The 25,957-nt window shown below is 51.1% G+C and carries 29 protein-coding genes and 6 pseudogenes; 21 read left to right on the top strand and 14 right to left on the bottom strand.

Translation table 11 applies throughout. The features are described 5' to 3' along the window. Window positions 1-384 precede the first annotated feature (384 nt). The 3 genes and pseudogenes from M2407_RS25525 (at window position 385) to M2407_RS25515 (ending at window position 1,280) form a co-directional block, all read left to right on the top strand. A pseudogene (locus tag M2407_RS25525) lies at window positions 385-566 on the top strand (type II toxin-antitoxin system Phd/YefM family antitoxin). Window positions 567-751: 185 nt separating this feature from the next. Then, window positions 752-994 carry a type II toxin-antitoxin system ParD family antitoxin gene (locus M2407_RS25520; RefSeq protein ID WP_017891099.1) on the top strand — a complete coding sequence of 81 codons (243 nt, stop codon included), beginning with the start codon at window positions 752-754 and terminating at the stop codon, window positions 992-994. After that, a complete protein-coding gene (locus tag M2407_RS25515) occupies window positions 987-1,280 on the top strand; it encodes a type II toxin-antitoxin system RelE/ParE family toxin (protein WP_241390048.1) in 294 nt (97 codons plus the stop codon). The genes M2407_RS25520 and M2407_RS25515 overlap by 8 nt, the downstream gene beginning before the upstream one ends. A 447-nt stretch (window positions 1,281-1,727) precedes the next feature. On the opposite strand, the gene M2407_RS25510 is transcribed toward M2407_RS25515, so the two are convergent. Further along, window positions 1,728-2,717: a replication initiation protein gene (locus tag M2407_RS25510; protein ID WP_259220174.1), complete on the bottom strand. Its 990-nt coding sequence runs from the start codon at window positions 2,715-2,717 to the stop codon at window positions 1,728-1,730. 1,202 nt (window positions 2,718-3,919) lie between these two features. Between M2407_RS25510 and sopA the strand changes: the two genes are divergently transcribed. From sopA to M2407_RS25495, 3 genes are all read left to right on the top strand, one after another. Next, window positions 3,920-5,086: a plasmid-partitioning protein SopA gene (gene sopA / locus M2407_RS25505; RefSeq protein WP_259220173.1), complete on the top strand. Its 1,167-nt coding sequence runs from the start codon at window positions 3,920-3,922 to the stop codon at window positions 5,084-5,086. Continuing rightward, entirely contained in the window at window positions 5,086-6,051 is a 966-nt protein-coding gene (locus M2407_RS25500; protein ID WP_259220172.1) for a ParB/RepB/Spo0J family plasmid partition protein, read from the top strand. The genes sopA and M2407_RS25500 overlap by 1 nt, the downstream gene beginning before the upstream one ends. 659 nt (window positions 6,052-6,710) lie before the next feature. Further along, window positions 6,711-7,022, top strand: coding sequence for a hypothetical protein (locus tag M2407_RS25495; RefSeq protein WP_259220171.1), 312 nt, complete (start codon window positions 6,711-6,713; stop codon window positions 7,020-7,022). 152 nt (window positions 7,023-7,174) lie between these two features. Here M2407_RS25495 and M2407_RS25490 read toward each other — a convergent pair. From M2407_RS25490 to vapB (M2407_RS25450), 9 genes and pseudogenes are all read right to left on the bottom strand, one after another. Further along, a pseudogene (locus M2407_RS25490) lies at window positions 7,175-7,270 on the bottom strand (AbrB/MazE/SpoVT family DNA-binding domain-containing protein); the annotation flags it as partial. A gap of 492 nt (window positions 7,271-7,762) precedes the next feature. Then, the gene (locus tag M2407_RS25485) at window positions 7,763-8,146 is read right to left on the bottom strand and encodes a type II toxin-antitoxin system death-on-curing family toxin (RefSeq protein WP_259220170.1); all 384 of its coding nucleotides are present in this window, start codon (window positions 8,144-8,146) and stop codon (window positions 7,763-7,765) included. After that, window positions 8,143-8,364 carry a type II toxin-antitoxin system Phd/YefM family antitoxin gene (locus M2407_RS25480; RefSeq protein WP_130955036.1) on the bottom strand — a complete coding sequence of 74 codons (222 nt, stop codon included), beginning with the start codon at window positions 8,362-8,364 and terminating at the stop codon, window positions 8,143-8,145. Before M2407_RS25480 ends, M2407_RS25485 begins: the two co-directional genes overlap by 4 nt. A 261-nt stretch (window positions 8,365-8,625) precedes the next feature. Next, a pseudogene (locus tag M2407_RS25475) lies at window positions 8,626-8,703 on the bottom strand (VapC toxin family PIN domain ribonuclease); the annotation flags it as partial. Continuing rightward, a pseudogene (gene vapB / locus M2407_RS25470) lies at window positions 8,700-8,929 on the bottom strand (type II toxin-antitoxin system VapB family antitoxin). The pseudogenes vapB (M2407_RS25470) and M2407_RS25475, both read right to left, overlap by 4 nt. 211 nt (window positions 8,930-9,140) lie before the next feature. Beyond that, on the bottom strand, window positions 9,141-9,341 hold the full coding sequence (locus M2407_RS25465) for a hypothetical protein (protein WP_259220169.1): 201 nt from the start codon (window positions 9,339-9,341) through the stop codon (window positions 9,141-9,143). A 42-nt stretch (window positions 9,342-9,383) separates the two neighbouring features. After that, the gene (locus M2407_RS25460; protein ID WP_259220168.1) at window positions 9,384-9,884 is read right to left on the bottom strand and encodes a hypothetical protein; all 501 of its coding nucleotides are present in this window, start codon (window positions 9,882-9,884) and stop codon (window positions 9,384-9,386) included. Between the two features lie 31 nt (window positions 9,885-9,915). Next, window positions 9,916-10,332 carry a PIN domain-containing protein gene (locus M2407_RS25455; protein ID WP_259220167.1) on the bottom strand — a complete coding sequence of 139 codons (417 nt, stop codon included), beginning with the start codon at window positions 10,330-10,332 and terminating at the stop codon, window positions 9,916-9,918. After that, window positions 10,329-10,559, bottom strand: a complete 231-nt coding sequence (gene vapB, locus M2407_RS25450; protein ID WP_259220166.1) for a type II toxin-antitoxin system VapB family antitoxin — start codon at window positions 10,557-10,559, stop codon at window positions 10,329-10,331. The genes M2407_RS25455 and vapB (M2407_RS25450) overlap by 4 nt, the downstream gene beginning before the upstream one ends. A gap of 373 nt (window positions 10,560-10,932) precedes the next feature. Here vapB (M2407_RS25450) and M2407_RS25445 point away from each other — a divergent pair, with 373 nt between their 5' ends. Beyond that, window positions 10,933-12,597 (top strand): colicin-like pore-forming protein, encoded by a 1,665-nt coding sequence (locus tag M2407_RS25445; protein WP_259220165.1) that lies wholly within the window; start codon window positions 10,933-10,935, stop codon window positions 12,595-12,597. A 16-nt stretch (window positions 12,598-12,613) separates the two neighbouring features. On the opposite strand, the gene M2407_RS25440 is transcribed toward M2407_RS25445, so the two are convergent. The 4 genes from M2407_RS25440 to M2407_RS25425 all read right to left on the bottom strand — a co-directional run bounded on the left by M2407_RS25440 (window position 12,614) and on the right by M2407_RS25425 (window position 14,650). Beyond that, window positions 12,614-12,952, bottom strand: a complete 339-nt coding sequence (locus M2407_RS25440) for a colicin E1 family microcin immunity protein (protein WP_176980220.1) — start codon at window positions 12,950-12,952, stop codon at window positions 12,614-12,616. Between the two features lie 67 nt (window positions 12,953-13,019). After that, on the bottom strand, window positions 13,020-13,379 hold the full coding sequence (locus M2407_RS25435; RefSeq protein WP_259220164.1) for a TonB family protein: 360 nt from the start codon (window positions 13,377-13,379) through the stop codon (window positions 13,020-13,022). 60 nt (window positions 13,380-13,439) lie between these two features. Further along, window positions 13,440-14,135 carry a hypothetical protein gene (locus M2407_RS25430; RefSeq protein ID WP_259220163.1) on the bottom strand — a complete coding sequence of 232 codons (696 nt, stop codon included), beginning with the start codon at window positions 14,133-14,135 and terminating at the stop codon, window positions 13,440-13,442. Then, entirely contained in the window at window positions 14,132-14,650 is a 519-nt protein-coding gene (locus M2407_RS25425) for a DNA-binding protein (RefSeq protein WP_409049662.1), read from the bottom strand. Before M2407_RS25425 ends, M2407_RS25430 begins: the two co-directional genes overlap by 4 nt. 508 nt (window positions 14,651-15,158) lie before the next feature. Here M2407_RS25425 and M2407_RS25420 point away from each other — a divergent pair. The 14 genes and pseudogenes from M2407_RS25420 to M2407_RS25355 all read left to right on the top strand — a co-directional run bounded on the left by M2407_RS25420 (window position 15,159) and on the right by M2407_RS25355 (window position 25,677). After that, window positions 15,159-15,488: a hypothetical protein gene (locus M2407_RS25420; protein ID WP_259220162.1), complete on the top strand. Its 330-nt coding sequence runs from the start codon at window positions 15,159-15,161 to the stop codon at window positions 15,486-15,488. A gap of 42 nt (window positions 15,489-15,530) precedes the next feature. Next, window positions 15,531-16,211 (top strand): hypothetical protein, encoded by a 681-nt coding sequence (locus M2407_RS25415; RefSeq protein ID WP_259220161.1) that lies wholly within the window; start codon window positions 15,531-15,533, stop codon window positions 16,209-16,211. Continuing rightward, window positions 16,208-16,992: pseudogene (locus tag M2407_RS25410) on the top strand (site-specific integrase). Before M2407_RS25415 ends, M2407_RS25410 begins: the two are co-directional and overlap by 4 nt. Before the next feature lie 72 nt (window positions 16,993-17,064). Then, a complete protein-coding gene (locus M2407_RS25405) occupies window positions 17,065-17,793 on the top strand; it encodes a hypothetical protein (RefSeq protein ID WP_259220160.1) in 729 nt (242 codons plus the stop codon). Between the two features lie 900 nt (window positions 17,794-18,693). Next, window positions 18,694-18,885 carry a hypothetical protein gene (locus M2407_RS25400; RefSeq protein ID WP_259220159.1) on the top strand — a complete coding sequence of 64 codons (192 nt, stop codon included), beginning with the start codon at window positions 18,694-18,696 and terminating at the stop codon, window positions 18,883-18,885. 1 nt (window position 18,886) lies between these two features. Beyond that, window positions 18,887-19,677: pseudogene (locus M2407_RS25395) on the top strand (tyrosine-type recombinase/integrase). A 278-nt stretch (window positions 19,678-19,955) separates the two neighbouring features. Continuing rightward, window positions 19,956-20,297 (top strand): hypothetical protein, encoded by a 342-nt coding sequence (locus M2407_RS25390; RefSeq protein WP_259220158.1) that lies wholly within the window; start codon window positions 19,956-19,958, stop codon window positions 20,295-20,297. 44 nt (window positions 20,298-20,341) lie between these two features. Then, window positions 20,342-21,184, top strand: a complete 843-nt coding sequence (locus M2407_RS25385; protein ID WP_259220157.1) for a ParA family protein — start codon at window positions 20,342-20,344, stop codon at window positions 21,182-21,184. Window positions 21,185-21,188: 4 nt separating this feature from the next. Continuing rightward, window positions 21,189-22,319, top strand: a complete 1,131-nt coding sequence (locus M2407_RS25380; RefSeq protein ID WP_259220156.1) for a ParB/RepB/Spo0J family partition protein — start codon at window positions 21,189-21,191, stop codon at window positions 22,317-22,319. Then, entirely contained in the window at window positions 22,320-22,757 is a 438-nt protein-coding gene (locus M2407_RS25375; RefSeq protein WP_259220155.1) for a hypothetical protein, read from the top strand. Further along, a complete protein-coding gene (locus tag M2407_RS25370; protein WP_259220154.1) occupies window positions 22,754-23,077 on the top strand; it encodes a hypothetical protein in 324 nt (107 codons plus the stop codon). The genes M2407_RS25375 and M2407_RS25370 overlap by 4 nt, the downstream gene beginning before the upstream one ends. Before the next feature lie 65 nt (window positions 23,078-23,142). After that, a complete protein-coding gene (locus M2407_RS25365; RefSeq protein ID WP_259220153.1) occupies window positions 23,143-24,471 on the top strand; it encodes a hypothetical protein in 1,329 nt (442 codons plus the stop codon). A gap of 23 nt (window positions 24,472-24,494) precedes the next feature. Beyond that, window positions 24,495-24,695 (top strand): hypothetical protein, encoded by a 201-nt coding sequence (locus M2407_RS25360; RefSeq protein ID WP_259220152.1) that lies wholly within the window; start codon window positions 24,495-24,497, stop codon window positions 24,693-24,695. A 340-nt stretch (window positions 24,696-25,035) separates the two neighbouring features. Continuing rightward, window positions 25,036-25,677: a hypothetical protein gene (locus tag M2407_RS25355; protein WP_259220175.1), complete on the top strand. Its 642-nt coding sequence runs from the start codon at window positions 25,036-25,038 to the stop codon at window positions 25,675-25,677. The last annotated feature ends 280 nt before the right edge of the window (window positions 25,678-25,957 follow it).

Genomic DNA, 25,957 nt, shown 5'->3' with positions numbered 1-25,957 from the left:
CTTTACGCTCGGGTGAATAGGTCTTCATAAATATCGTCTCCAACCCCCTGATGATTTTTCAGTTGGAGGCGACAACTACCCTGACATGGGGGGATTATAAAAGCACCGAGATCTACACCCGGGTCTTCGCGCTGGACGTTGCTGGGCAACTGGGCGTGCGATTTGAGATGACCCCTGAACAGGCTATGCAGCTGCTCAGTCCGAACAGATAATGTCTCCACCTTTGATTGCATGAGTAACTGTTGAGGGAGTCGTTATGTGACGTTGTCACTAGTTAGTGAATGGTGTTAGAACTCACCACAGGATGGCAGTGATGACAGCGTACATCCGCCGACTAACGCTCTAGCGTTAGTCTTTTGCTGCAGGCCGAACGAGGGAAACAGGATGAGAATTGTGACGCTCCGTTATCTGAAACAAAATGCGGCCACACTCGATGTCAGCGACCCCCTGATCGTGACGCAAAACGGCCAGCCTGCGTATGTGATTGAGTCTATGACGATTACATTCGTCGGGATGAGAGCATTGCGCTGCTTACACTGATGACTTTGTCTGAACAGGATCTCTAGCGGGGACGTACGTTCAACCGCAAGGCGCTCCTGGACAGTCTGTGATCCGGCGGTTAAGTATTCCGCAATGGCAAAAAATGACGTGGCAGACAGATAGAGGTGTTGTACGACAATATAAGAAACGTTGAATTCAATGTACCACTCACGTATATTTGTATTACTGAGTAATACAATGGAGAATTCAAATGGCACGAGTAACCAGCGTAACACTGGGTGAACATTTTACGGGCTTTGTGGGAGAAATGGTCCAATCTGGCCGCTATGGTAATACATCTGAAGTGCTTCGCGATGCGTTAAGGCTGATGGAAGCGCGTGAACAACGTATTCAAAGCGTACGGGAAATGGTTCTGGCTGGCGTAAATGCCCCGGTTAGCAACCGCACTATGGATGACATTTTTTCAGCAGCAGTGAAAGATGCCAATATATAAACTCTCCGTGTTGGCTGACGAAGATATCTACCATATTGTTCGTTATACACTCCAGCATTTTGGCCTTACTCAGGCTAAACGTTATCATGAAGAGCTTGTAAAGGTCTTTGAATTACTGGCTCAGAATACCGGGTTAGGTGCTGAATGTCACTGGATCTGTCAGGACATGCGACGCTTTCAATACAAGAAGCATGGGATATATATTATAAAACAAGACGATGAAGTACTGATTTCCCGAGTTCTCCATCAATCTATGGATATCGAAGCGCTGGACTTTCCCACATAATCGTGCTCGATATGCGGATCGAGCGCCCCCACCGCAATCCTGATTGTGGTGGATGAGAATCGATGCGGGCCTGCGACGATACGTCAGGCAAGACGCCGCTCAAACGGTAAACATTCAATCTCGGCAGCCCGTTTTTATCCACGGTTAACGTCAAGTACTTTACGTTATCGATGTATCTGGCACGCTCTGTTGCGGTTAATGGCCTTCATTGACGTTGTAAAGTGCGACTCGTGCTGGATGCAACAGGTTGACCCAGTATGATAGGGAACAAAAAGAATGACTTTTATAACGCATATTGATGCCGCCGGGACCAGTCATGCTGTCGGTCACATGACTCGGCGTAAAATATGACGGTCTGCGGTATACCTGGCAGATTGACGAAATAAGATCAGTGAATATCTATATTCATCGAGCAACCGACCACCCTGCCCTCTTCCAAAATGCGCATCACTTGGCTGTTTTTCGACGTTGAGCCCGAAGTTTGATGGCGTCCAGTGTTTCTCTTTCCTGGTCACGATGTCCCACTTTCTTGTACCAACCGGCCAGTTTTCGTAAGTCAGGCACAGTCACCTTCTCGTTAGGATCATAGGCAGCCAGCTGCGCCATATACTGAGTCAGCAGTGCGATGCATTTTCTGGCCCACTCCCCTTCAGCAGCGGATCCTGCCGTCACATGAGGGCGACGTGGCAGACGTGGACGCATCGGTTTCACCGCTTCTGGAGCGGACTCGTCAACGTAGGTAAATTTGATGGCGTGTACAGAGCGGCCAATCTTCACCGGCTCCCAAATCACCGAAATATCGGTCGAGGCATTGATGCGATCGAGAGAAGGTTGCAGCAGTTTTTGCCTGAAGTCCCGGTAATCCTGGTATTTTCCCTGCAGGTTAGCCTTCTCTCGCATCCATTCGATCTCGAGGGTCACTTCTATGGTCCCGTGGTTCCGATACCGGGTCAGGTTACGTGCTTTGACCAGCCAGCTGTAAAGACGGATCGAGAAAGGGGTATCCAGCCTGGCCAGGTTTATAAAGTCCAGTTTGGTAAAGCTTTCTTTCAGCTCAAAAAGATAAGGGGCAACGTCCTGGCCAAAACGCAGCACGACCGCACTGTGGTCGTCATTGCTGACATACTCTAGACGAGAAAACCAGGAAAGCTGAACCGTTCTGACTTTCCCATTTCGGTCTTCCTTGTAGATCGTCACTGGTTTTTTCATAAGGCTATCAGCGGCATCACGTAGTTGCCGGTGACTGCTGGTCGGGTTGACACCGTAAATACGCTGGTAATCACGAGGATAAAGCGTGTACAACATGTCTGGTTGTGGCTTTCTGCTATCAATTTGCGCAAGGGCCAGGTTCAGGAGGCGCATCTCGTCTAGAGTGACACCATAGGCACCTTCAAGAAGATCGTTCCCCTGCACCACAGTCAATGTGTCATGATTCATTCGCTCTATCCATAATGTGGAAACACCACAACATTATTCCACATTAAGAAGGGGCACGTAAATCGTAATCTCCACCTTGAACCATGATATTCCTCACAACAAATTTACCCGCATCAGGAAATGATTCCACCTGTCTTCCCAACGACCCTATCAGGGCTTGCAATGACATCGCGCCGTCACAGATAATAACTCCACCTTTACTGCGCACGAACAGGAAATGTCTCCACTCATAGAAATGCTTTGAATACTCTCCCTCCCCTTTCTCCAGGCAAGCCGCTGAATAAAAGCCGATATCAGAAGAAACTGTATACAGAATAAGATCTCAATGCGCCGCATGACATATACATGAAATCATTCCACCCTTTTCGGCACCCTTTAACAGGAAATTTGTCCACCCTTCCTGACAACCTTACAGGTAATCTCTCCACCTTTGTTTGTTACATGAACAGGACCGCCCTCCTCCCAATACCGTCAATTCATGCAGAAAATCCATCCACATACACTCTATAGGTACAGAAAATCCTTCCACCATTATTTGCCCCTCCCACACATCAGGTCAAACAGCACTCGGGCCCAACCACAGGAAATGTCTCCACAGTTACTCATCACCCTTGACATAAAATCCTTCCACCTGTAACTAACCTTCAAAGGAAATACCCCCACCTTTACTCACGCACCAACAGGAAATATCTCCACGGATGAGAGTAACCCGTTGTTCAGTAAAGAGAGACTGAACAGAAAATTACTCCACCTTTGCGTCTGACCCCTGCAAGGTACATAATGATGATTCAGACCGATCCTGTAGCAATAAAATTGCCGTTTAGTATCCAACATCTTAATTTATCAACAGAAATTCCTTCTTCATAAGGCATGAAAAGGATCCACGTAGATCATGAAATAGATCCACGGGAGACAGAAAAACACTCCACATATATGAAATTATGTTGTTGATATTATTTGATTATTTAGCTAATAAAGAGAAAGTTAAAAAGAATAAAATAACAAATATTCTTCGGATGTTTGTTTATGATCTTTGCTCATTTAATCCCTTCTTTATACATCCTCATGATCGCGTTAGCTCGGTCTTCTACTGACATTCGTCATGTTTATACCTTATTTGTCTCCTTATGCGTTATAACTGTTGTTTTGCGTTTTTGTTGATGATTTACTATAAAGATGCAAAAAACTGAATAAGGGATAACATGGATCTCAAGTCAACGCTGGATCGTTGTATAGAACGTGGTCAATTTATGACGCAGGAAATCGCTAAAGCGCAATTTGGTAACGACAGCCCGGAAGCTCGAGCAATTACCCGGCGTTGGCGGATCACTGAGACTTCAGATCTTGTGGGTGTCACGGCGCAAACGATCCGAAACTATGAAGAGTCAGGAAAGTTGCCATCCCCGGAAACTGCAATGATTGGACGGGTTGAGCAACGCACCGGATACTCAATACAGCAAATCAATGCAATGAGAGATGTGTTTGGTACTCGCCCAACAAGGCCGGCCGGACAGGATCCTGTTGTCCTTGCGGTAGCTGCCCATAAAGGGGGGGCTTATAAAACATCCACATCGGTACATATTGCTCAATGGATGGCATTACAAGGGTTACGTGTCTTATTAATTGACGCCACAGATCCTCAGGCAACTGCGTCGCTTTATCATGGCTATGTTCCGGATTTGCATATTCATCCGGAAGATACCCTTCTCCCTTATTATATGGGTCAGCGTGACGATGCCGCTTATGCCATCAAACCCACGTGCTGGCCAAATCTGGACATCATTCCATCCTGCTTGGCTGTACACCGTATAGAATCCGAAATTTATCCGTTGCATGATGCCGGGAAACTCCCTGTGGCACCGCACCTTCTTCTTCGGGCTGCCATTGAATCTGTTTGGGACAGCTATGATGTGATCGTGCTGGACAGTGCTCCCAATCTTGGGATAGGGACAATTAATGTCGCCTGTGCCGCAGATGTCATTGTCGTTCCTACGCCGGCGGAGCTTTATGACTATGTCTCTACCCTGCAGTTTTTTACCATGTTGCGCGATCTGATGCTCAATATTGACTTGAACGGTTTTGAACCCGATGTTCGCGTCCTGATCACGAAATTCAGCAATGCAGTCGGTAGCCAATCTCAATGGATGGATGACCAAATCCGTAACGCCTGGGGCGGGATGGTTCTGAAGGAAGTGGTGCGTGTGACAGATGAAGTCGGAAAAGGCCAGGTGAGGATGCGTACCGTTTTCGAGCAAGCGGCGAATCAGCGTTCTACGCCGGCTGCCTGGCGTAACGCTGTGGCCATTTGGGAACCGGTTTGTGCTGAGATCTATAATCGATTAATCAAAACGCGTTGGGAGAATGTGTAATGAAAAGAGCCCCTGTATTACGTCATGCACCGACGATCAATTTTGATGAAGCTAATGCGGTTCCGGTAAAAGAGAGTGAACCCTCACCTTCAGCACCCGCAGTAAGCCAGCTTTCTTCACGTGTTAGCACGATGAAAGGCAACTCTATCATCCTGCCGGTATGTGGGGAGGATGTGACCTTTGTTCTGAAAACCATCGCTTCGGATCAAATAGAAGTCAAAACGACCATCTTTGCCGGCAACGAACGTCTTCAGGACCTATTGACCGAATCCTCCCTTGATGATTTGTTGCCCTCGTTTCTAACGTCAGGTCAACAGTCCCCCGCTTTTGGACGTAGTCAGAATGGCCTTGTCGAAATTGCGGATGGCAGTCGACGCCGTAAGGCCGCCATTCTGACTGGCAGTGAGTACAAAGTTCTCGTCGGTGAATTGAACGATGCACAGATGCGTTGGCTATCTCAAATCGGAAATGATTATCGGCCAACCAGTGCATATGAGCGTGGGTTACGCTATGCCCGTCGGCTCTTTTCTGAATTTAATGGGAACGTCAGTCATCTCGCGGAGGCTGAGAACATCTCACGCAAGATTATTCAGCGCTGTATAAAAACCGCAGAACTGCCAATTGAAACCTTACAGTTGTTTACGAATCCCAATGAACTGAGCGCCCGCAGTGGTGAAATACTCTATAAGTTTCATGAGTCTGATTTTGCCGCGCTAAAACTGCTGACTCAAGTGTTACGCGAACAGCAATCTGAAGGTGTCACATTCAGTACTGAAGAACTGCTAAAACGCCTGATGCCGGTCACTCGAACGAAACCAGATGTCACCGTGCGTAAGTTTGCCATTGGTATTGAGGCGAAATACTCAGAAAATGCAGTGTCCTTTAGTCTGACGGATGCGCCTGCTTCTCTGATTGAACGTATTGAAACGCTGCTCGCCGAGCATGCAAAATCGCCAAACCGCTAATCCTTGACGTGGGACCACGGTCCCACCTGTCAGCTTTCCCATTGCTGTCTTCACAACGCCGGTTAAATTTCGTTAGGTGGGACCGTGGTCCCACTTAAAAAATGATTATCCCCCGTCGCCAACGGTGCGGGTACTGCAGTGTGCTGTAAGTCATTCCTGCCTATGCTCTGTAAGGAGTAAAAGCCTGTCCCATCGATGTAATGTACTGACGTGTACCCGGGCCGAAGCCCGGCAGGGGCCGGGGTATCACGCCGCAGATGAATGACGGCGTAGCGTCAGAGGGCTTCGACGTCATTATTTTTGAAGAACAGCAGTCACCAGAAGTTGTGTTTCACGTCGAGGCCCCCGCGAGTGACGAAGATAGAGATAGACGGATGCTGCTTGATCTTCCTTCACTTTTGCTTGTAGCTCTTCCGACCCCAGATTCCTCCACGGGGACCCACATCGGGCATTTTCGGTGACGGAGCGTGTCGGATAAGCCCACAACGTATTCGATGCTAACGTAGAGAAGCGAAATTGGCACACTGAGCCGAATACATGCTTTTACAGTAGCCTCACCTGTAAATTCCAGGCTACTATAGGCTGGGTTTATTAGGGGGCAGAATGAACTACTATGCAGAGGATCACTTCTAGGTATCGTCAACTCACCTGGAAGTATCATGAAAAAACTGAAACAGCAGTACAAGTACGCTATAACCTACCCTGGATGTCGTTTTAGTGGGGTTTATTACCCTTTACTCAAGAACTGGCTACACAAGCGTTTCAGCACTCGGCAGGAGAAAAGTTTTTTTTATCTCCACCTTATTGAATATAAAGAATATCCAATGAAGCTGAGAGCGGCCCGCGGAAAGCGACTCGCAGATCCATGGGATGATTACCCTTCTGATGCCTATGATGTGGCCAAAAGTTGGAAACACAATTCCACAAGAAAGCACCAGTACTACCGCTTATCTCACCCTTCCTATTTGTAATCATCGTATAAAAGCCACCTTCGTAGAGGGGGCTTTGCTTCATTTGACCATTTCACCACGTCAAGCGGAAAGTATCTCACTTCTGTAATGCAGACTACGGCTCATGCCATGCGTCATGCACTCCCAACGGGCATACCTACCCGCTGGGAGTGTACGATCTCCAGCTCACTCACCCCTTCAAAATCCAGAGCGCGCGGCAGACGGATAGCGCAGTTATGGCCGTTTTTAAAAATGGATACGGTTCGCATGATGTCCTCCTGGTTTTATAGTCTAATGGCCCATCTGTGTAGATTAAGCATAGGTGTAATCTATGCCTATACATAGCACTGGGATACGTGGATGCTTGACATAGGGTTATGCCTTGCCTACACCCGCTTCACTCTTTTCGGGAGAGATCCGAAAACCGGTAAGTAGGAAACATCTATATATAAATAATTCCAATCTGTCCGTCGCCCTGGTTGGACATTTTTTCGATAGGGTCTTTTTTCCAGGTGCGCGGGGTGACCTCCTCATAGGATGGGACAGGGGCGAAGAAAACGACCAGCCCGACACACTACATACTGAGCGCCAGTCAGCGCCGATCGATAGCTGATGCTGATTTGACTGATGGACAGGAGTCGGCCTGGGCGACAGGACAGAATTACTCGAACGTCTAATATGTTGTGGGGGTTAAAAAAGGGTATAAAATACATATTACTGCGGCACAGTTCGTCGCGGAACGCTTCATCTTGGCGGGTAATTTAAAGGACTATTGCCTTTAGGTAGTCGGAAACCATCTTCCAGGTATATTCACCAGTTGCAGCGTTGACTGCGATGATTTGCATTTCATCAAACGAAATCCGTGAACTAATGATTTGTACATCATTGCGCTTCAAAAAAACTTGAGTGACAAACAGCGCCGTTCGTTTGTTCGCGTCGTTGAAGATGTGACCACGTGCGATGGCGACCAGATACACGGCGGCCAGATCGTAAATGTCCGTTACACCTTCGTAATGATGCATGTTTAACACTCGGTGAATGATGGCATCGGCACGGCCAGGTTCGGCCATGCCAGGAACGCCACCATCACGGGAGATTAAACGATCATGAAACTCGATCACTTCCTGTGAACTGACTAATTTCATCGTTTTGAAAGCTCCGTGTATGCCGTGCCGTGAGTCTGCATGATCTCGGCAAATTCAGCATCGAGCGCTGCTTTGCGATAACGCTCAAACTCGGTTTTGCTCACAACCACTGCTGATTCACCATTTCGCCGAGTGACTTCAACGGGCTCGCCAGTCGCCGCCATGTCAAGAATTGCAGCCAGATTTTCTCGAGCATTGCTGTATGTATAACTGTTCATAAATTCCCCTTTTAATTGTTCAATTTAAATGTACAGCTAAAGTGAACAACATTCAAGGAAGTACAGGCCCGGGTACGGCCACGGTAAGCCGCCACCTGAACCCAGGTAAACTGGCGACCGGTGAGCAAGATCATAAATGCTACAATAAGAAATGTAGATATATGGTTTTTCTTAATGCCTCTGGTGTATTTACAGTTACGTGGGCGGTCTTAAAGGCCGTTATGTCCATTACCTGTATTGACTTTAACGGCTCGCCCGCCCCCGCTTAATCACTGCTTCCGGCTGTTCGCGCATGATGAACGAGCAAATGTTGGTGTCCAGCATATAGGTCTTGTTCACAGGTCAAGTCGTCCCTCGTCGCTGACAACATCCTCACGCTCCGACATAAAATCTGCATCGACTTTTCAAACTGAGCAAAGGAGCCCCAGGTAGGCCGGACGGGGCGCAGAATGATGCTGTCCCCTTCACGGACGATCTCCAGTTAGCTCACCCGCTCAAAATCCAGATCACGGGGCAGACGGATGGCGCGGTTATTGCCGTTTTTAAAAATAGAAATTGTGCGCATGGTTTTTCCTCATATGCTGAGTGTGCCAAGGAGTATTCCCGCATATGCAGATGTCAGGCATATGGATAGGTAAAGCCTAGATCACCTTGTCTCATTTTCGGGTGAGATCCGATTTCTGTAAAACTCGGAAATGATTCAGACCGATGAGGAAATGGTGTGAAGATGGCCACGGAAAAGTGAAATGGCACCCGCGTACAGATGCCGATGAAGGTTACTGGGATAAATACGTCAGAGCCATATTCACTGCGGCGGTTAATGCGGGCAGCGCCCCGGCGACTGTCACCACATTCGCCACATCACTCAGCAGCTCGGAAATTTTTTCCCCAAACTGACTGTCAGCGCCCTTGCTGATTTCATTCCGGTATTCAGGATGTAAAACGGCCAGTCCCAGTGTGGACTGGACGGCATCCATCACCGGCTCCACACCCGAAATATCATAGGTTTCCAGTGCTTCCTAGATCTGCGAAAGTTGTTTCAGCAGCAGGGTTCTTATCATGGCAGAAAGTCCACTTTCTCGAATGTCGCTACGCAGTTGCGTTATCCGCTCCAGCAAGGCAGCAATTTCGTCTGCCGCGATACCCGCATGCGCGCCTCGCGTTTCAAACAGATCGGACAGCATGCCAAGTTCAGTCAGTGTACGCTCATCAATGTTATCCAGGAATGAACTCCAGCTGCCGTTTAAGCTTTGTGAGAAAAATGCTTTATCAACGTGGCTTTTCCAGTGGTTTGAGTTGCCACGAAGGGTGGAAAAATTGTCTTCCCTTACCTGGATAATGCGTCCGGGCAGTGCCATAGCGTGTGCCAGCCGGGTGAGGAGATGCTGCTCTTCCCTGCCCTCAACCTGTAATATTTTTTGCCAGACTTCGCGACAATTATCTGCCCTCTGATATTTATTTCCTTGCTCAAGTAAATCCAGCAGTCTCTGAGCTGGATTATCAATTTTCAGTTCACTCATTCTTTTACTGTTCCGTCATTAATGCCTGCTATCATTTCACCCAGTCTTCCAGTTTCAGCCCCGGTACCCGCGCAAACTCTCTTGTATTATTCGTCACCAGCACGGCGCCGGCGGCGATGGCGTGCCCGGCGATCGCCGTGTCGTTCGGCCCGATTGGCGTCCCGGCCGTGGCCAGCATGGCCTTTATTTCGGTGGTGGCGTCCACCGCCGCCCGGTCCCAGGCCAGCACGGCATCGAGGCGGGTGCAGAACGCGTCGACCAGCTGCGCATGGCGCGGTGAGGCCTTCTTGCCAACAGCCCCAAAACGCATTTCGGCATAGGTGATCGCCGACACCACGATGCGGTGATTGCGCAGCACCGCCTGCTCAAGACGTTTGATCACGGCTTCCGGCTGCTCGCGCATGATGAACGAACAGATGTTGGTATCCAGCATATAGGTCTTGTTCACAGGTCAACGCGTCCCTCGTCACTGACAACGTCCTCACGCTCCGCCATAAAGTCCGGATCGGCCTTTTCCAACTGCGCGAACGAGCCCCAGGTCGGCCGGACGGGACGCAGGATGAGTCTGTCCCCTTCCCGGACGATCTCCAGCTCGCTCACTCCCTCAAAATCCAGATCGCGAGGCAGACGGATGGCGCGGTTATTGCCGTTTTTAAATATCGATACGGTTCGCATGATGTCCTCCTGGTGTTATGGCCTCATGGCCCATCAGCATAGGCTCAGTATAGGCGGACACAGGGCGCATGTATAGTGCAGGCATATGCAGATGTATGGTATATGTATATCTCTGGTACATGCAGATGTGTGGCATATGGACATGTACAGCCTATCCATTTTCTTTCGCTTTCCCGTCCAGATCCGTTTTCTGGCAGTCTCGGATCTCGCTGGGACCGATTCGGGGGTATTCGGTCATGCATTCTCTTTAATGAATGTTGTACCAGCCTGCACACAAACGAGAGTGACCTCCATGGGGTTGTCCCCGACAGACACGGTCTATACAGTCGATTTAACTGTGCATTCGTACAGTATTAATCAACGGAGATAGCCCATGCTTTTTAATGCAAATACCAAATTTACTTATCATTCACCGGATGATGGCGACAGCATGACGGTGACCGGCGATCCTCCCAGCCGACCTGGTCCTACTGGCCCCACAGGCAACGGGGGCGACAGCGGCGGTGGCAATACCGGCACTATCAATATGGTGATCATGAAGCCCGGTGATGTGAATACCTCCCGCTTTGGCAAGGTCATTATCAATGCCGAGGGCCAAGCAACGATGAACGGGGTCGTCATGAACTATGAGAATTCATCGTTAGTGAATGATGGTGCGGGCAGTGCAAGCCGCGTACTGAATTCCATCATCAATGCTGCCAAACCGCCGGCCGGCCAGAATTTTGGCAATAACGCCAGCATTTCGGATGGGCGCTATGCCGGCAAAAACCCGGCGGCAGACTATACCCTTCCGCTGGCTATCTTTACGGCGGTCCGTCGCGGCCAAATCCCCCCGGGCTTCTGGCTTGACAACAACAAGGTCATGACCGAGATCACGCAAAAATACGAGATCAACGGCGGCGGCAAAGGGAGTGATCGCACCGGGTATCGGAAATCCAATGTGGCCGTGCCTGGCCTGACCAATGCCTATCAGCAGTGGCAAAAAGAACAGCAAGACGCCGCCAAGCGTAAGGCGGACGAAGAAGCCCGACGTAAGGCGGACGAAGAAGCCCGACGTAAGGCGGCCGAAGAGGCGAAACGCAAGCAGGTTGAATGGGGTGCTCAGAATAATGAGCAATTGCAGCAGCGTAAACTTAATGAAGTACAGCAGCAAATTAACACGGCAAGTACAGAGAAGTCAGTTGCAGAGAGCCGCGCCACTGAACTTGAGAAGCAACTTCCAGCGCTAGAGGCTGAATGGGACAGGCTGATTGCGTTATCGAAAAAAGGAGGTAAGACATCTCAAGCGATACTTCGGGGCGATGCAGAGGATGCCGGTAATAAAGTCAATGCACACAAGGCTGCTATTGTATCGGCGCGAAATGAAGCAAACCTGGCACAGCAACGTATTGAACAGGCTCAGCGAGAAAAATTGGAGGCAGAAAAGCGGCTGAACGCCCTGCGAGCAGAGCGGCAGGCGCGGGAGGCTGAAGAAGCCAGGAAGAAAGAAGAGGAGGCGATGAAAGACGCCATCAAGACGACGGCGGACTTTTACAAGGAACTGACGGAGAAATTTGGCGAGCAGTCCGCCAAGGTGGCCAAAGAGCTGGCCGATGCGGCCAGGGGGAAAACGCTCAAAAATGCGGAAGAGGCGCTGAAGGCGTTTGAGAAGTACAAGGACGTGCTGAACAAGAAATTCAGCGTCGCCGATCGCGAAGCGGTGGCCAAAGCGCTGGAGTCGGTGCGCCGAGAGCATATCGCCCAGAACCTTGCCAAGTTCAGCAAGGCGTTCAACTACACGGGCAAGGTCATCGATGCCTACGATGTCTTCGTTGTCGAGTTGCCTAAAGCGATCCGGACGCAGAACTTCAGACCACTTTTCGTGAAGATTGAGACCATCGGGGCGGGCATGGCCGCCACGGCGCTGACGGCGTTTGCCTACAGCGTGATACTGGGTACGCCGCTGGGCATTTTTGGCTTTGCCATCATCATGACCTTGGTCAGCGTGATGGTTAATGAAAAGCTTGTGGAGAAGGTCAACAAAGCCGCCGGTATTTAACGTAAAGCAAGGCCGCTTACGCGGCCTTTTTATTTCGGAGGAACAGGGCAAGCAGATACAGGGCGCCCAGCGGCAGGGCCATGACAAAACAGAAGGCATAATACAGGATCAGCACCCCATTTTTGCCGATGGTATCGGCGAACAACCCACGGTGCCAGAATGCTTCACTGGTGAACTGCAGGGCGGCCGTTTCAATGGCTTTTTTGGCGCAGGGATACAGCAACAGACTCAGGATGGCGGCGACCAGAGAGAGTGGGACATTCACGCTGGGCTGGAAGATATGGATATAATAGAGCGCGATAAAAAAGTACGTCACGCCCCACACCTGACTTTTCCAATAATACGCTTTGGTCATTCTCGCCTCCCTGGGCACCGGTCCTTTTCATCTTTCTCGCTTGCCATCGTACCGGCTTTGCGGGCGATCAGCGAAATGGAACCCCGTTGCCATAGACCGAGTTGGTCGGCTTGGTGGTGAAGTTAATGGTAAATTCGCGATCCTTCACCGGCTGATCGCGTTCAAAGCGCCAGCTTTTCATGGCGGTCAGCACCGCCTCGTCAAAGACCCCGGCAGGCTTCGCCTGCACAATACGCACATGGCTGACCGTGCCGTCGTGCTCGATATCGTATTTCACCTTGACGACGCCACTGGTGCTTTTCGACAAGGCCTGTTCAGGATAAACAGGGGCGGTTTTGATGATGGCGTGGGGGGCCTGTGTGGCACCGATCGCCAGCGCCGGCGTCAGGCACAGTAACAGCAGAGCGGCAAACGTAGATTTTCTCATGTCATGATCCATTGGTTAAAAATGAGCGGTTGCTACAAGACCGCGCCTCGGCGATCGCCCCTAACTATAGGGCAAATCTGACAATATTGCGTTACTGCGGCGATCACAGATCGCCGTACAGCGCGGCGAAACATGCCGCCCCTGATAGCTGCGGGTGCGATCGCCGTCCTGACGCGCGCAGCAGGCGGCGCAGCTCGGCGAACACCGGCCAGCTGAAGGTCGACTGGAAGACAGTGCCACTGAGGTGCAGGGGCAGGCCGTCGTCGGTGCCCGGCGATTGGCTGTGTTACGCAGCCATTCATAGAGGGCTTCGCCACCGGAGAGGTTAATGTCGCGCGTGCGTATGGCGCCTTCTTCTTCCGCATATCGTCTGATACCGGCCAGCAGTTGGTCAACCGGGGCGTCGGAGCCTATTGGTTCGTCCGTGACGTAGTTTTCATATTCATCAAACTGATCCAGCGTCAGGTCAATGTAATCCCCGTTCAGGGCGACGATAACGTGGCCGTGAACAGTAGAACCCGTTGCCTTTCGAAAGGTTTCAGAAGCGTCCAGCTGTAGGAGGTACGGGCACAGCGTGTCATCATGATCCTTCAGGTACTTCGCTAGAAAATGGCTGGCCAGCTCGCAGCAGCCCCCCGGAAATCCCTGGACATCAGGGTACCATCGCGCCAGTTTACCGCACTCTTCCGGTGTATCACGGGCCAGCCTCAGCGCCCGGCGGAAAGCCTTCACGCGGGCCTCGGTTTCCGCTCTCATTGCTTCACCTTCCCGTCGCCGCGCGCCAGCGTCAGCAGTTCGGTCTGCAGGGTGCGAGTTTCCTCGCGCACGCCTTTCAGCTCGGCCTTGGTCTCCTGCAGCAGGCGATCGCGCTCGGCCACCACCTCGCGCAGCACCGCCAGCTCGCTCTCAAGCCGGGCCACGGTCGCCAGCGCGGCGTCGCGCTCCTGGTCAGCCTGGGCGATATCCGCGTCGGCCTGCTCACGCGCCGCTAGGGTGTCGGCGTCGGCCTGTTTCACGGCCGCCTGCCACAGCAGACCCAGTTGGCCGGTCAGCAGCTGCATCAGCTCTGCCGGCAGCGCCGGCGCCTGCTCCGCACGCTGTTCGCGCAGGCGGGCGCGGAACGCGCGCATCACCGGGGAGATGTGCGACAGGGAGCCGCCGCCGAGGTGCGCCCGCACCTGCTCGTTGCTCGGGTTCGGGGTGCCGGCGGCGATCAGGGCCGCGGCGGCGTCTTCAATACGGCGGAGAGTGTCCGGGGAGAGTGGGGTCATGGTCAGGCTCCGGTCTGTCGGGGAATGCCGTCATCGTACCCCTGGCGTAAAAAATACACAAAATACAAGTAATACATACAATACAGTACATCCCTACAGGTTGTCCTTTTTCACGGTCAGATCCGAAAACCGGGTCCCGGACCTTCTTCACCCCGCCCGGCGCGCAGTGGCACAAAAACACAGCATGTGCCACTCACTCACTGAGTTTTCTTCTATATGTTGTGCCCCCCCCCCCCCCCTACCCCGGGACCACCCACTCAGCACCGGAAAGCAGGGATTTGCTTCTTCTTTGTGCGTGGTACACTTCCGGAAAGTTGTCATAAGCCAGAAAGTCGGATCACCCGGAAACAGGCTTCCGGTAATTTAACATTGTGGTTATATGGTTGCTTATTATCAGGTTGGTGATTTTTACAGTGGGAAACTGCGAGGGCGATCATCGTCACTGAGGTGATGGTTGTGGTGATTGCGGGATTTGATAATTTTGTGGAAAGGACTGAAGAGGGAATAAGTGGACGAGCAGGAACTTTTTTGTGAGCTGAAGGATAGCGGCTACAGATTCGTGTGGTATCTCTGCGAACCTGGTATTGCCAATCCGGACGGGATCTCCCCTGATATTCATTTCATCGTTGATCTGAACGGGAAGGAACTGGCCCGCCGCTTAAACATCCATGAACAACCAGAAAATGGCTGGCGAATTGACTCCTGGCGCGCCAGAGATTTTAGGGGGCTGCCGGAAGGTGCTGTGAAGGTGGATTTACATCTGGTGTTAACCAGGCTCCTTATCGGAGAAACGGGGTCCATGTTTTCGCAGCCCTTTTTCCTATCCGCAGAGAAGTGATCATAATGGTGGGCGGGATTTTGTACTCAATAAGGAACACTCATGGGTGACTGGTTTATTGCCACTGAGGGCGTGAAGATCGTCAAAGACAGCGCCGGCCTGTGGCCGCAGATCATCACGGCGGTTTCATCCGCCGGCGCGGCACTGGGCGGTGTGTACCTGGCCCACTACTTTACCCGCCGGCGTGAGGAAAGAGCAGTGGCGGCGAAGCAGGCCAGTGAGCGGCTTTTTATCGCCACTGAGCTGGTCTTCCTGATTGAGCAATTTGTAGAGGGCTGTGCTGGAGTTGCTACCGATCACGGTGACGTGAACTCCAAAGCTATCACGGTTCCGACAATATCTGTTCCTGTCCTCGACTATTCAGCTGTTGCCGGGGACTGGCGGGTGTTACCCGCAAAGCTAATGTACCGTATTAGGGAGTTGCCGGTGATTCAGGGGGAGGCTGATCGGACTATTCATTCTGCAGAGCATATTCCCCCCGACTTTGATGAATTTTTTGAGGCACGGCAGTACCAGTATACCCGTCTCGGACTCAAGGCCATCATCCAGGCCCGGCGACTGAGGCAGTTAGCGGGCCTCCCGCATACCCGTCTTGATGCGACCCCCTGGTCGGCCCAGAACGTCCTCTGGAAAGAATGGCGGGAGGAAAGAAAACGGCGCCGCGTTCAGGCTGTTCTGATGGCCCAGTCGCTGGCGGCGTTATCGATCGAGGAAAAGGCATGAGTATCTCGTCCCTCCCTGCCCTGCCTGGCTCGCATTCAGTAAATCCGGCACCGTTGCCCGTGGCTATCGATTACCCGGCCGCACTGGCGCTCCGGCAGATGGCGCAGGTTCACGACGACTACCCCAAATACCTGCTGGCGCCGGAGATCAGCGCCCTGCTCCATTATGTGCCTGATTTGTACCGAAAAATGCTGATAGCCACCCTGTGGAATACCGGAGCCAGGATCAACGAGGCGCTGGCACTGACGCGCGAGAACTTCTCACTGGCGCCCCCTACCCGTTCGCGCAATTGGCCACGCTCAAGCAACGCACGGAAAAAGCCGCCCGAACTGCTGGCCGACTTCCGGGGGGCAGCTCAGCACACCGCCTGGTACCGCTGTCCGATCCGCAGTACGTCGCGCAGTTGCAGACGATGGTGGCCACGCTGAAAATTCCGCTGGAACGTCGGAATCCCAAAACGGGTCGCATGGAGAAGGCGCGACTGTGGACGATCACCGATCGGACGGTACGCAGCTGGCTGGCGGAGGCCGTGGAGGCTGCAGCGCGCGACGGTGTGACGTTCTCGGTACCTATCACCCCGCACACCTTCCGCCACAGCTACGCGATGCATATGCTCTATGCAGGCATTCCGCTCAAGGTACTGCAGGCGCTAATGGGTCACAAGTCGGTCAGCTCGACGGAGGTGTATACGAAGGTGTTTGCGCTGGATGTGGCGGCACGGCATCGGGTGCAATTCTCGATGCCGGAACTTGACGCCATTGCCATGCTGAAAGGAACATGATTGCATTACTAACTAAAAACCAGCGGAGTAGGTTCTCCAATGGTTCTTCTTAGCAAGAAGGGAATTAATTTGATGAGTGAGATAAATACTCCACGAGACGTGAAAAATGCCCTTAAAGCGATAGATATTGAGCTGCTGGATCAGCTAATAAGGCAAAGCCTGAGAGAGGAAAGGACTTACCCTCTTCAAACCCTCCAGCTTTACAGGTGCGGTTCGTATGTGGCCCGAGAATTATCAAACTTTGAAAATGCTGTCTCTGCTCATGGCAGGGCTAAATCCACGAAAAAGCGCGAAGAAACGGGGTACTCAGCCCGTAAAGCTGGCGATAATTTATCCTTTGCAGTAAGTCAGATGAAATCGAGGGTAGATGTGGAAGAAGTCGACGCACTGCTCTTTGGCATCGACGAGCAAATTCTATGGCCACTTCATTTTAGTGAACGTTTGACGGTTAGGGTTTGCTACCACTGGCGCCGGTCTGTAGAGGATGACTGGTCATACGGCTGCATCACTTTTCTACACAATGCTGACTTGCGGCCGGATTACTCATCCCCACATCCGGCCCGCAAACTCAGTGCGGCTAAACAAGAGCAAAATAGGCAAAGTGAGTTGTCTCATGAGTGGGAGCATCTAAAATCGCTAGGGCTCCAATCAGTGCAGCAATATTTTAGAGAAGGGAGAGACGGTGCATTGATCCCTGACTCGTATCAGACAACGACAGGTAGGCTGAATAATTTTAGCGCCGTGACAGCCTCTGATCCTCTATGTATCTGCTCTGTGTTTTTCTGTCAAAACCGTGCCTGACTTTGGTTGTTTAATAGGTTGACCGATCACCGGCACGTATTATTTTCCGTGCGCCCTGCCCGCCCGGCGGCGATAATTTACCCTAGGGCAGAACGGAGACGTTGGGAAAAACGGATTTTTGAGCAGATTTGAGAGAAATTGCGCTACGTGAAATCTGGAAAACTTTCAGGGGTTGTCCAGTCGACAGTTTTTACGTAGCGTGATCCATGATACTTAAAGGAGAAAAGCTTGATGGCAATCGCATTTGTTGTAATTTTTGGGATCAGTTTAGTCCTCTCCCTTTTTCTGCTATTCCGGAGGGGCATTTCCCTGGCAGCTATGGCACGCGTTATTTTTTCTATAGCCGGGCTTGCTGCTGTGTTGTCCACTAACCCTCCCTTGTGGTGATGCGCGTGAACATAACGGTTGATAGAAAGTTTCGCATGCGAAACTTTCAGGGATATCTGTAGACAGATCGTACATAGCAGGTTGACTATAACAACAGGAAACGATTCATGTTAATAGCAATTCTTAGCGGTGAATTTGCTGTTTTCGCGGTTACTTTGTTCTGGGGAATCAAGAGAGGCTTTCCAGGAATAGTAGTTATTTTTGGGTTGATAGTTGCCATGCTGATGCTTATGACATTTGCTATGTACGGTAGCCGGTAGCCGGTAGCCGGTGCATGGCAGTTTCGCATGCGAAACCAACCTGATACTCGAAACCTCTCGAGGAGGTCTTATGTCAGTGCCTGTTATTGGATTTTGTGTGTTTTGTGTTGGGATGCTCGTTATTTACATAGATTGGCACAAACTTGGAGGTGCCATTTCAATCATGGGGTTGGCAATTTCGCTCTATAGCCAATTTAGATGAGTTTGCTGAAATGACAGAGTTTCGCATGCGAAACTATGAGGAGGTATTGCAATGACGACTCGGTTACAGGAATCATTGGTCTTGCTGGGGTATGAAAAGGTTGATCAGTTAACGATTAAAAGCAATCTGGTTCACGCGGTCCTGAACTTTGCTGAATGGCAGCAGGATGAAGAGCTCGAGTCGCTATGCCGGCAAGAAATCGCAAAAATTAAAACCGCAGCGGCGTGGCAAAATCTGAAGTAATATGAGCAAACTTCTGATCCATTACCCTTCTGCTGGGAGCGTCATTCCGTCGTCACAGATGATAGCGCCTCAAGACTACCAGCGCGCCTTGGAATTGCGTCAGATGGCTATGACGTATGATGACCTTCCAAAAGAACTGTTGGCGCCGGAAGTCGCCGCACAGCTGCATTATGTTGAGGAGTGGTCGCAGCATGCGTTTATCAATTTGCTGTGGAATACCGGGCCGCGCATCAATGAATCATTGGCAGTATGTCGCAGAGATTTTCGTCTTAATGTGACCATGCCCCATGTTATCTACCGCACGGCTAAACAGCGACGTGCTGGCCCTGAGCGGCCGAAGAAAGGTAAGTCGGCGCATTGTACCGTACCCCTTACTGACCCGTTATTTGTTGACGAGCTACGTCGACTGTTTTCCAGCACCAAATAACAATTCGAGATCAATCCCGAGAGCGGTGAACGCCCCCCTTACCTATTTGGCAAGTGAGTGATCGAACTGTGCGGAACTGGCTTACGAAGGCGCAGGAGCGTGCCTGGCGAGATGGTGTGCGATTTAGCCTACCGTTGACCCCACATGTTTTTCGTCACAGCTACGCGATGCATATGCTTTATCAGGGAACACCGTTGAAAGTGTTGCAGGCACTGTTAGGCCACGAAAAGCCTGAAAGCACAGAGGTCTATACCAAGGTCTTTGCCCTCGATATGGTCGCCAGTCACCAGGTCCAATTTACGCTGCCAGCTCAAGACTCCCTTGAAATGGTTCGCGCAGCCCGTGCCCTGGTCGCAAAGAACTAACGCGCTACGCTTGTTAACCATGGCATACCAACGAACAGATTCCGTTGGTATACCGTGGTTCGTATTAAGTTTCGCATGCGAAACTGACATTCTTGTTTTTACTCTCCCTTGGCGCGCCTGCCACATAACGCATAAACCATCATTTGATAAATATCAATATCAATATCAATATCAATATCTTTATTGATATTGTAATTTGTGGGTGTTATTATCATTGGACTGATAGCGGAAGACCGCTATTGACCCTCGGCGAAATGCCATACTCACAGGAGAATGCCATGCAGCACAATGCACTTGTTGGCCGACTGATGACACAGCCCGTCATGGTCGTTAAAGACGACACCCAGTATTGCCGCTTCGCGGTTGCCGAGCTGAGAAAGCGCGGCGGTAATCAGACTAAACTCGAATTCATCGCTTTTGATTATGTCGCTAAGCACATCACCGAAAATTGCCTGGTCGGGGATACTGTGTCTGTGGACTTCACGATCACAAACACCATGTATGAAACCGATGGGGTTAACCACCACGGTTATAGTTTCCAGGCCACCTTGGTGGAATTCGTTGCTGCAGGTAAGCAGCGCAGAGAACAACAAAATAATCGCGCTGGCCGCAGCGAATAATTGTCTCAGTTTCGCATGCGAAACCTTTGAATAGGAATCATAAGATGGCTGCAAAAGTAATCACGATTTGTTCCCAGAAAGGGGGCATTGGCAAAACCTTCGCCACGACAGAAATCGCCGCTGAACTGCAGCGCCGTAGCTATCGTACCTGTGCCATTGACGGTGACTGGATGAGTGCGCTGACGTCCCGCCAATTTCCTGACGGGTTGCCGCTGGAAATCGATGCAAACCCAACGGGCCGGCAGCTAACGCCAGGGCTGGCACACGTTAACCGTATCTATGGTGAAGACCCCTTCGAGCCGCTACGGCTTTCTGATGGGCGTGGCTTTATGGGGGCGACGGAGGAGCTTAACGATATCAACAACCGTAACTCCGATTGTATTTATGACTTCCGGTCCCGCTTCGCAGAGCTGCGTGAACAGTTTGATTATATCCTCATCGACTCCTCACCAGTCTGGTCAAACTTGCTGATGGCCAACCACCTTGTCGCTGACTATTTACTGGTTCCAACACTGCTTGAGAAAACATCCAGATTAGGTGCCGAAAAACATCTGCGGACCCTGAAAAAAATCAAAGAACGCTATAATCCGGACCTGAAACTGCTGGGGATCGTCGTCACTCAGGCAACGGTGGCCAACTATAAAAAAGACGTTTTAGAAGGGCGCTATGCGACCGTCGACACCGAAAACCTGAAGATGATATTGGAAATTCTGGAAGAAAATGGCTTCGGTTCTGAACATCTTTTGGAGATCATCCCTTATGTTCAAACCAAAGTGCGCGAAGCCATTGAGCTTAATTTGACCATGAAAGAATACGCCCCAGGCAGTCCACTCGTAACGCGGTACGACGCGTTGGTTGATACCATCATTGCACGGACGGGAGGCTGATCCGATGGCCAAGAACTTTAAAGATGCGATGCGGAAAAGACGGGAAAACTCAGCCCAGCAAACACAGGCTGAGGCTCCGACACCGGAGCGCGAATTGGAGCTGCCTCATGAAAACCTCAACCAGCAGGAGCTGAAGGTCAACAGGTCGGAACAAGAGCCAGCAGGGCAAATTATTCGTGTGTCGATAGACGACGTTTATGCGCTCGCGCAGGTACGTCCGGAGGAAGACTTTGAGGAAGAGACCATTGAAGGTATGAAGCAAACCTACAATGAGGTGGGCATATTAACACCTCCTCGATGCTTCCCTCGAGACAAGCGTGGTTATCGTATCTGGATGGGGGAAACTCGCTGGCGGTCGGCCAAGTCGCGTGGTGACACATTTATCGATATCTATGTTGGTTCACCACCAGAAAACGAGGCCAAGCGTATCTATGGCCAGCTGATCGAGAACTTGCATCAATCAGGGTTGAAACCCCTGGCGACGGCAATTCAGTTACAAGAGTTGCGGGATGTTCATGGTGAAACTCAGGATTCAATAGCCCGCAGACTGGGTAAACCGAAAGCCCTCATCAGCAAGTACTTTAGGCTGGTTGCTGCGCCAGCGGTGATCGTCTCTCTGTTGAAAGACAACATCACCAAGGATATCGATCTGGTCTATACGTTATGCCAAATCAATGACCTCAGTCCGGACAGTGTCGAAAAGTTGGCCAAGTTGGCGCGTGATGGAAAGCTGACGCGTCAAACCGCGATTAAAGAGCTGAACGTCCTCAAAGGCCGCCCGAAGAAAGGCACTCAATTGCCGGCTAAATCGAGTAACGAAAGCACAGGAAAAGCGGGGAACACGACAGAGCAGCTTTCGGGAGTACCAACAAGGGGTATCGGTCTCTCTCCAACATCACAGGATTTGCAGCAGTCTCAGACAGAAGATAGCCAGCAACGGGCAATTGAAAAGGGCGAAAATGTCAGTTTCCCCGCGAAGGTTACGCGCGTATTGGTGAAGTTCGAAGAGAGCGAAGGGTACTTGCTGACGGATAAGGTTCCTGAAGAGTTTGGCCAGCTATGGGTCGAATTGCCGATTGGCGAGATGTGTGTTGATGCCACCGACATCTCAATCCTTGGCATCAAAGAGGTATAAATGAGCAAAGCGCTGTTTGCTAACCAGGCCGATCAGTTTTTATCTGTCATTGTTAAAACATGGGTTATGCGTACTACCTTGACGTCTGCCGAAGCGGCAGCCGTTCTTGTAGCAACAGCCATTCAACATGGCTTCCTGCGTGACCGTGTACGGCCTTTGCTTGGAAATACACTCAATGATTGGGGAAAGAACAATAGCGCCCCACGATGGGCTATGCAGACCGCTATGGCCTTGTTGCTCGCAGATGAATGGCGTCCAGGGACACACGCTGAGTGGGCTGCATTTGCAGCGCTGTTTGTCATGACGCTCAATGCCGAAATGCTCGAGCAGGCACTGGAGGCTTTGCCGGTAGGAATGGATAAGGATATCGCGGCAGGGTGGATCTGCGCGGCCACTGAAAATGCTGCGAGAAACCACGACAGGAAAAATCGGCGATGAAGACGTTTACAGAAATAGAAGAAGCCTTGTCTAAAACCGGACGCCGTACTTATGCCGGTGCCGTACTGGCCTGTTTGCTCGACGCTTATGACCAGGGCAAGACGGAACTGGAGAAACGTGAAGTTGTGGTGCGAACCGGCATTGCAGAAACCAATATCGCGGCTGTCGCTCGACGACTTGAAGAGCAGGGCATCATTGAGATCCTTTACTGGGATACCAAAGCAGAAAACCCGTTTTTTTCGAGTTTACGTAACGGCCCCTGGTCGATACCGTACTATCGGTTAACACCGGCGGTTCTGCAGCTACACCACCGAGGGTAAGCCAATTTGAAAGTTTCGCATGCGAAACTGTAATGAGGACCAGTAGAGCGTAAAAGGAGGTCCGTGTGAAACTGGTAACGAAGAAAGCGCCTCGTGGGCGGTTATTCCGTGAGTTATCTGCAGAGGAAGCCCGTGCCGTAGGCAATGTCTGTGGCCTGGGGCAGGTGCATTCGCTGGCTGAAAAACAAATGGCCGAAACGGTACTCAGATCCATGCGTGATCAGGATTTGTGGCTGGCATGCGATTGCAAAACCACCTTAGAAGATCGTCCGCTTAACACGGCCAGGAATCTTGATGGCTCAATATTCCTCGTGAATTTCAGCGGAGAACACCGCGCAGATTGTCCATTGCATCGGTCAAAACGAGACGATGACAATACAGGGCCTCGCGGCAGCCGACGCAACGCCGGTGTCATGCGTATTGATTTTCGGTCTTTCCTGCCGCGAGACGATCATGGTGCGCGTATTTCGGCGCCGACAAATACGGATAACCCCAGTACTGACAAAATCAGTCGGCGCCGAGTGCCCGCGCTTGCACGCCTGTTGCTGACCCTGATCGACGCTGCCGAATTAAACCGCATAACTCTGGTTTATCCTCAGCCGGCAAGAACGAAGACCCAGTCGCTCAATGCGGTGAAGTTGGTCACAGAACTTGAGCACTTTGCCCAGGGGCGGCCACTCAGTGAAATTGTCTTCTTTGACCCTTGGGTTAAACAAAACCGGCTTGAAGAACGTATGCAGGCGTTGGAAACCGACGGTAAACCCTGGCCTGCAGGACGCGTACGAACGTTTTACCAAATCCTTTTCTCTGAGCATGTGACTCAGGATGAAGTGGTGTTTTCAAATCAATATGGGCCCACGGTATTCCAGCCAGAAAAGCGTGTAAGCATCAACGGTGAGGTCGATGGCCATCGTGGTAAATATTGGGTGATCCTGATGTACCAGCGTAATGACGCTGGCACCGTGGTATGCCGCGATGCGTATGCGCATGCACTCTTCGACTATACCTGCCCGGTACCGGTCGACAGCAACCTTGAGCGGACAACGGTCACATCCGTAATAACAGCCGGTAAATGGCTGCAGAGTTCGGGTTATGAAATAGCCCTGAATAAGCCTCTCTTCGATATCAAGGTGAACTTCGATCAGGAGGAAGGATTCGTACTCCCTGACTTCATATTGACCGTAACGCACCCAGGGAGGATGAGAACCACGGAGCTTGTGGTTGAAACAATGGGCTACACCGATGACGATTATGTTGAGCGCAAGGCCAAGCAACATGAAGGTATGTCAACGTTGGGCCTGTTAGTTAAAGATCCACCGTCTTGGCCAGAACCGGCCACAAAACCTAATGCCTTCGCCCGGTATTTGTATGGTCGAATCCCGCATTTGAAATAGCACTTCAATGACATGAGGTTTGTATGTTCAAAAACACAGTAATGCGTTTTGTACGTAAAGTGGCGCTCGATGACCATAATTACCAGAAGCCGAGCGCGATTGCTCTGGTCGGGCTTTGGCGGTCTGCATTGATACTCTGTGGTTTGACGGGACTGGGAATGATGAGCCTATCGGTTTTAGTTTACCTGGATCTGCATCCGGGTATTCATCTTGAGCAACCGTGAGTTGACATCTGCTATGCAAGTCACAGTATCGATGTTTTCTTTCCTCGGCAGCGGCTGGTATGCCTTCAAGCACTATCGGCGGGCGAATACACCAACCTATTTTTACTGCCCACGACCTGATTAGGGTGTCGCTCCGCCCTCTAACAGGCGGCGGTCGCCGTTGGCATACCTCTGTTTATTCTCCTTTAAGGCCCAATGGGGGCCAAGCTGAAAAATGCGACATATCTAACCAACATTCTCCCCCGTGTCATCAACAGCCCCTTCAGCAATGTGATATTCTTAGCTCGTTGAATGTTGTCCTATCTTACCAGTCATGTTAGGGAGCGTTATCGTGAACAAAATGAAAGTATTGGGCGCAAGCTGTGCCCTGCTGGTTTCTGCGTCGGTTCTGGCTGACGGGCAGGACATCTCTATTCAGGGAAAGCCACTGCAGGTGGTGACGGCTGATGGAAAAAACCATTCGCTGACTACGTGTGGCGACTACCTTTCTTTGCAACAGAATAAGCAGCAAATCACTTCTATTACCGGACTGTCCGATCGCGATTATGTCGAAGCACAAGACTCGCTGATCCAGTGCAACATTCAAAATTATGTAAAACAGCATCAATATGCACCAATCACTAGCCCTGCAGTGCCGAGTATTCAACAAGTGGTGGCTCATTTTCCGGCCAGCACTGCGCTGGTAGTCTCGGATGATGAGGCTACGGCGCTCAAGACCAAAGGACGGGGTAAAACGCTGCAGGAATGGACTCTCAGTCTGAAGTTGAAGGATGACCGGATGGTCTCGGACAAGGAGCAGGTTGCCTATACCGTCAGCCAATATCAGACATTCAAAAATTCGCAGGGGCAGTCACTGACATTCATCACCTTGGGCTCTGGGGTAACCGGCGGTACTTTAAGGGCATTGTCTACCTACCGTATCAACGACATGAAAGGTAAAGTTTGGACAGTAATTCCCGTCACTGAAAACACGCCACTGTAATGATGAAGCCCCCGCTTCCGGGGGCGATAGCTTTCAGTTAACGGGCGTTTAGCAGCTGATCCCGCGTGGCATTGTTTCGATTATCACCGATGCCGGTTCTGTGAGACTCTGCTGCAGCAGCAGCCCAGTCACGGCGGTTAATGGCATCGTTAAATCGCGGGAAGTTGTTTCGCAATCTTGAGATACTGACTAGTCCTGATATAGGTTGACACTTTTCAGCCGGATAACGCCCGATGAACCTCATCGGGCGTTTTATATTTTAGCGACAGGTGCGGCCGCC

This window comes from Serratia sp. BIGb0234, assembly GCF_024809915.1.
Classification (GTDB): Bacteria; Pseudomonadota; Gammaproteobacteria; order Enterobacterales; family Enterobacteriaceae; genus Serratia; species Serratia liquefaciens.
This window is presented reverse-complemented; position numbering and strand designations above follow the sequence as displayed.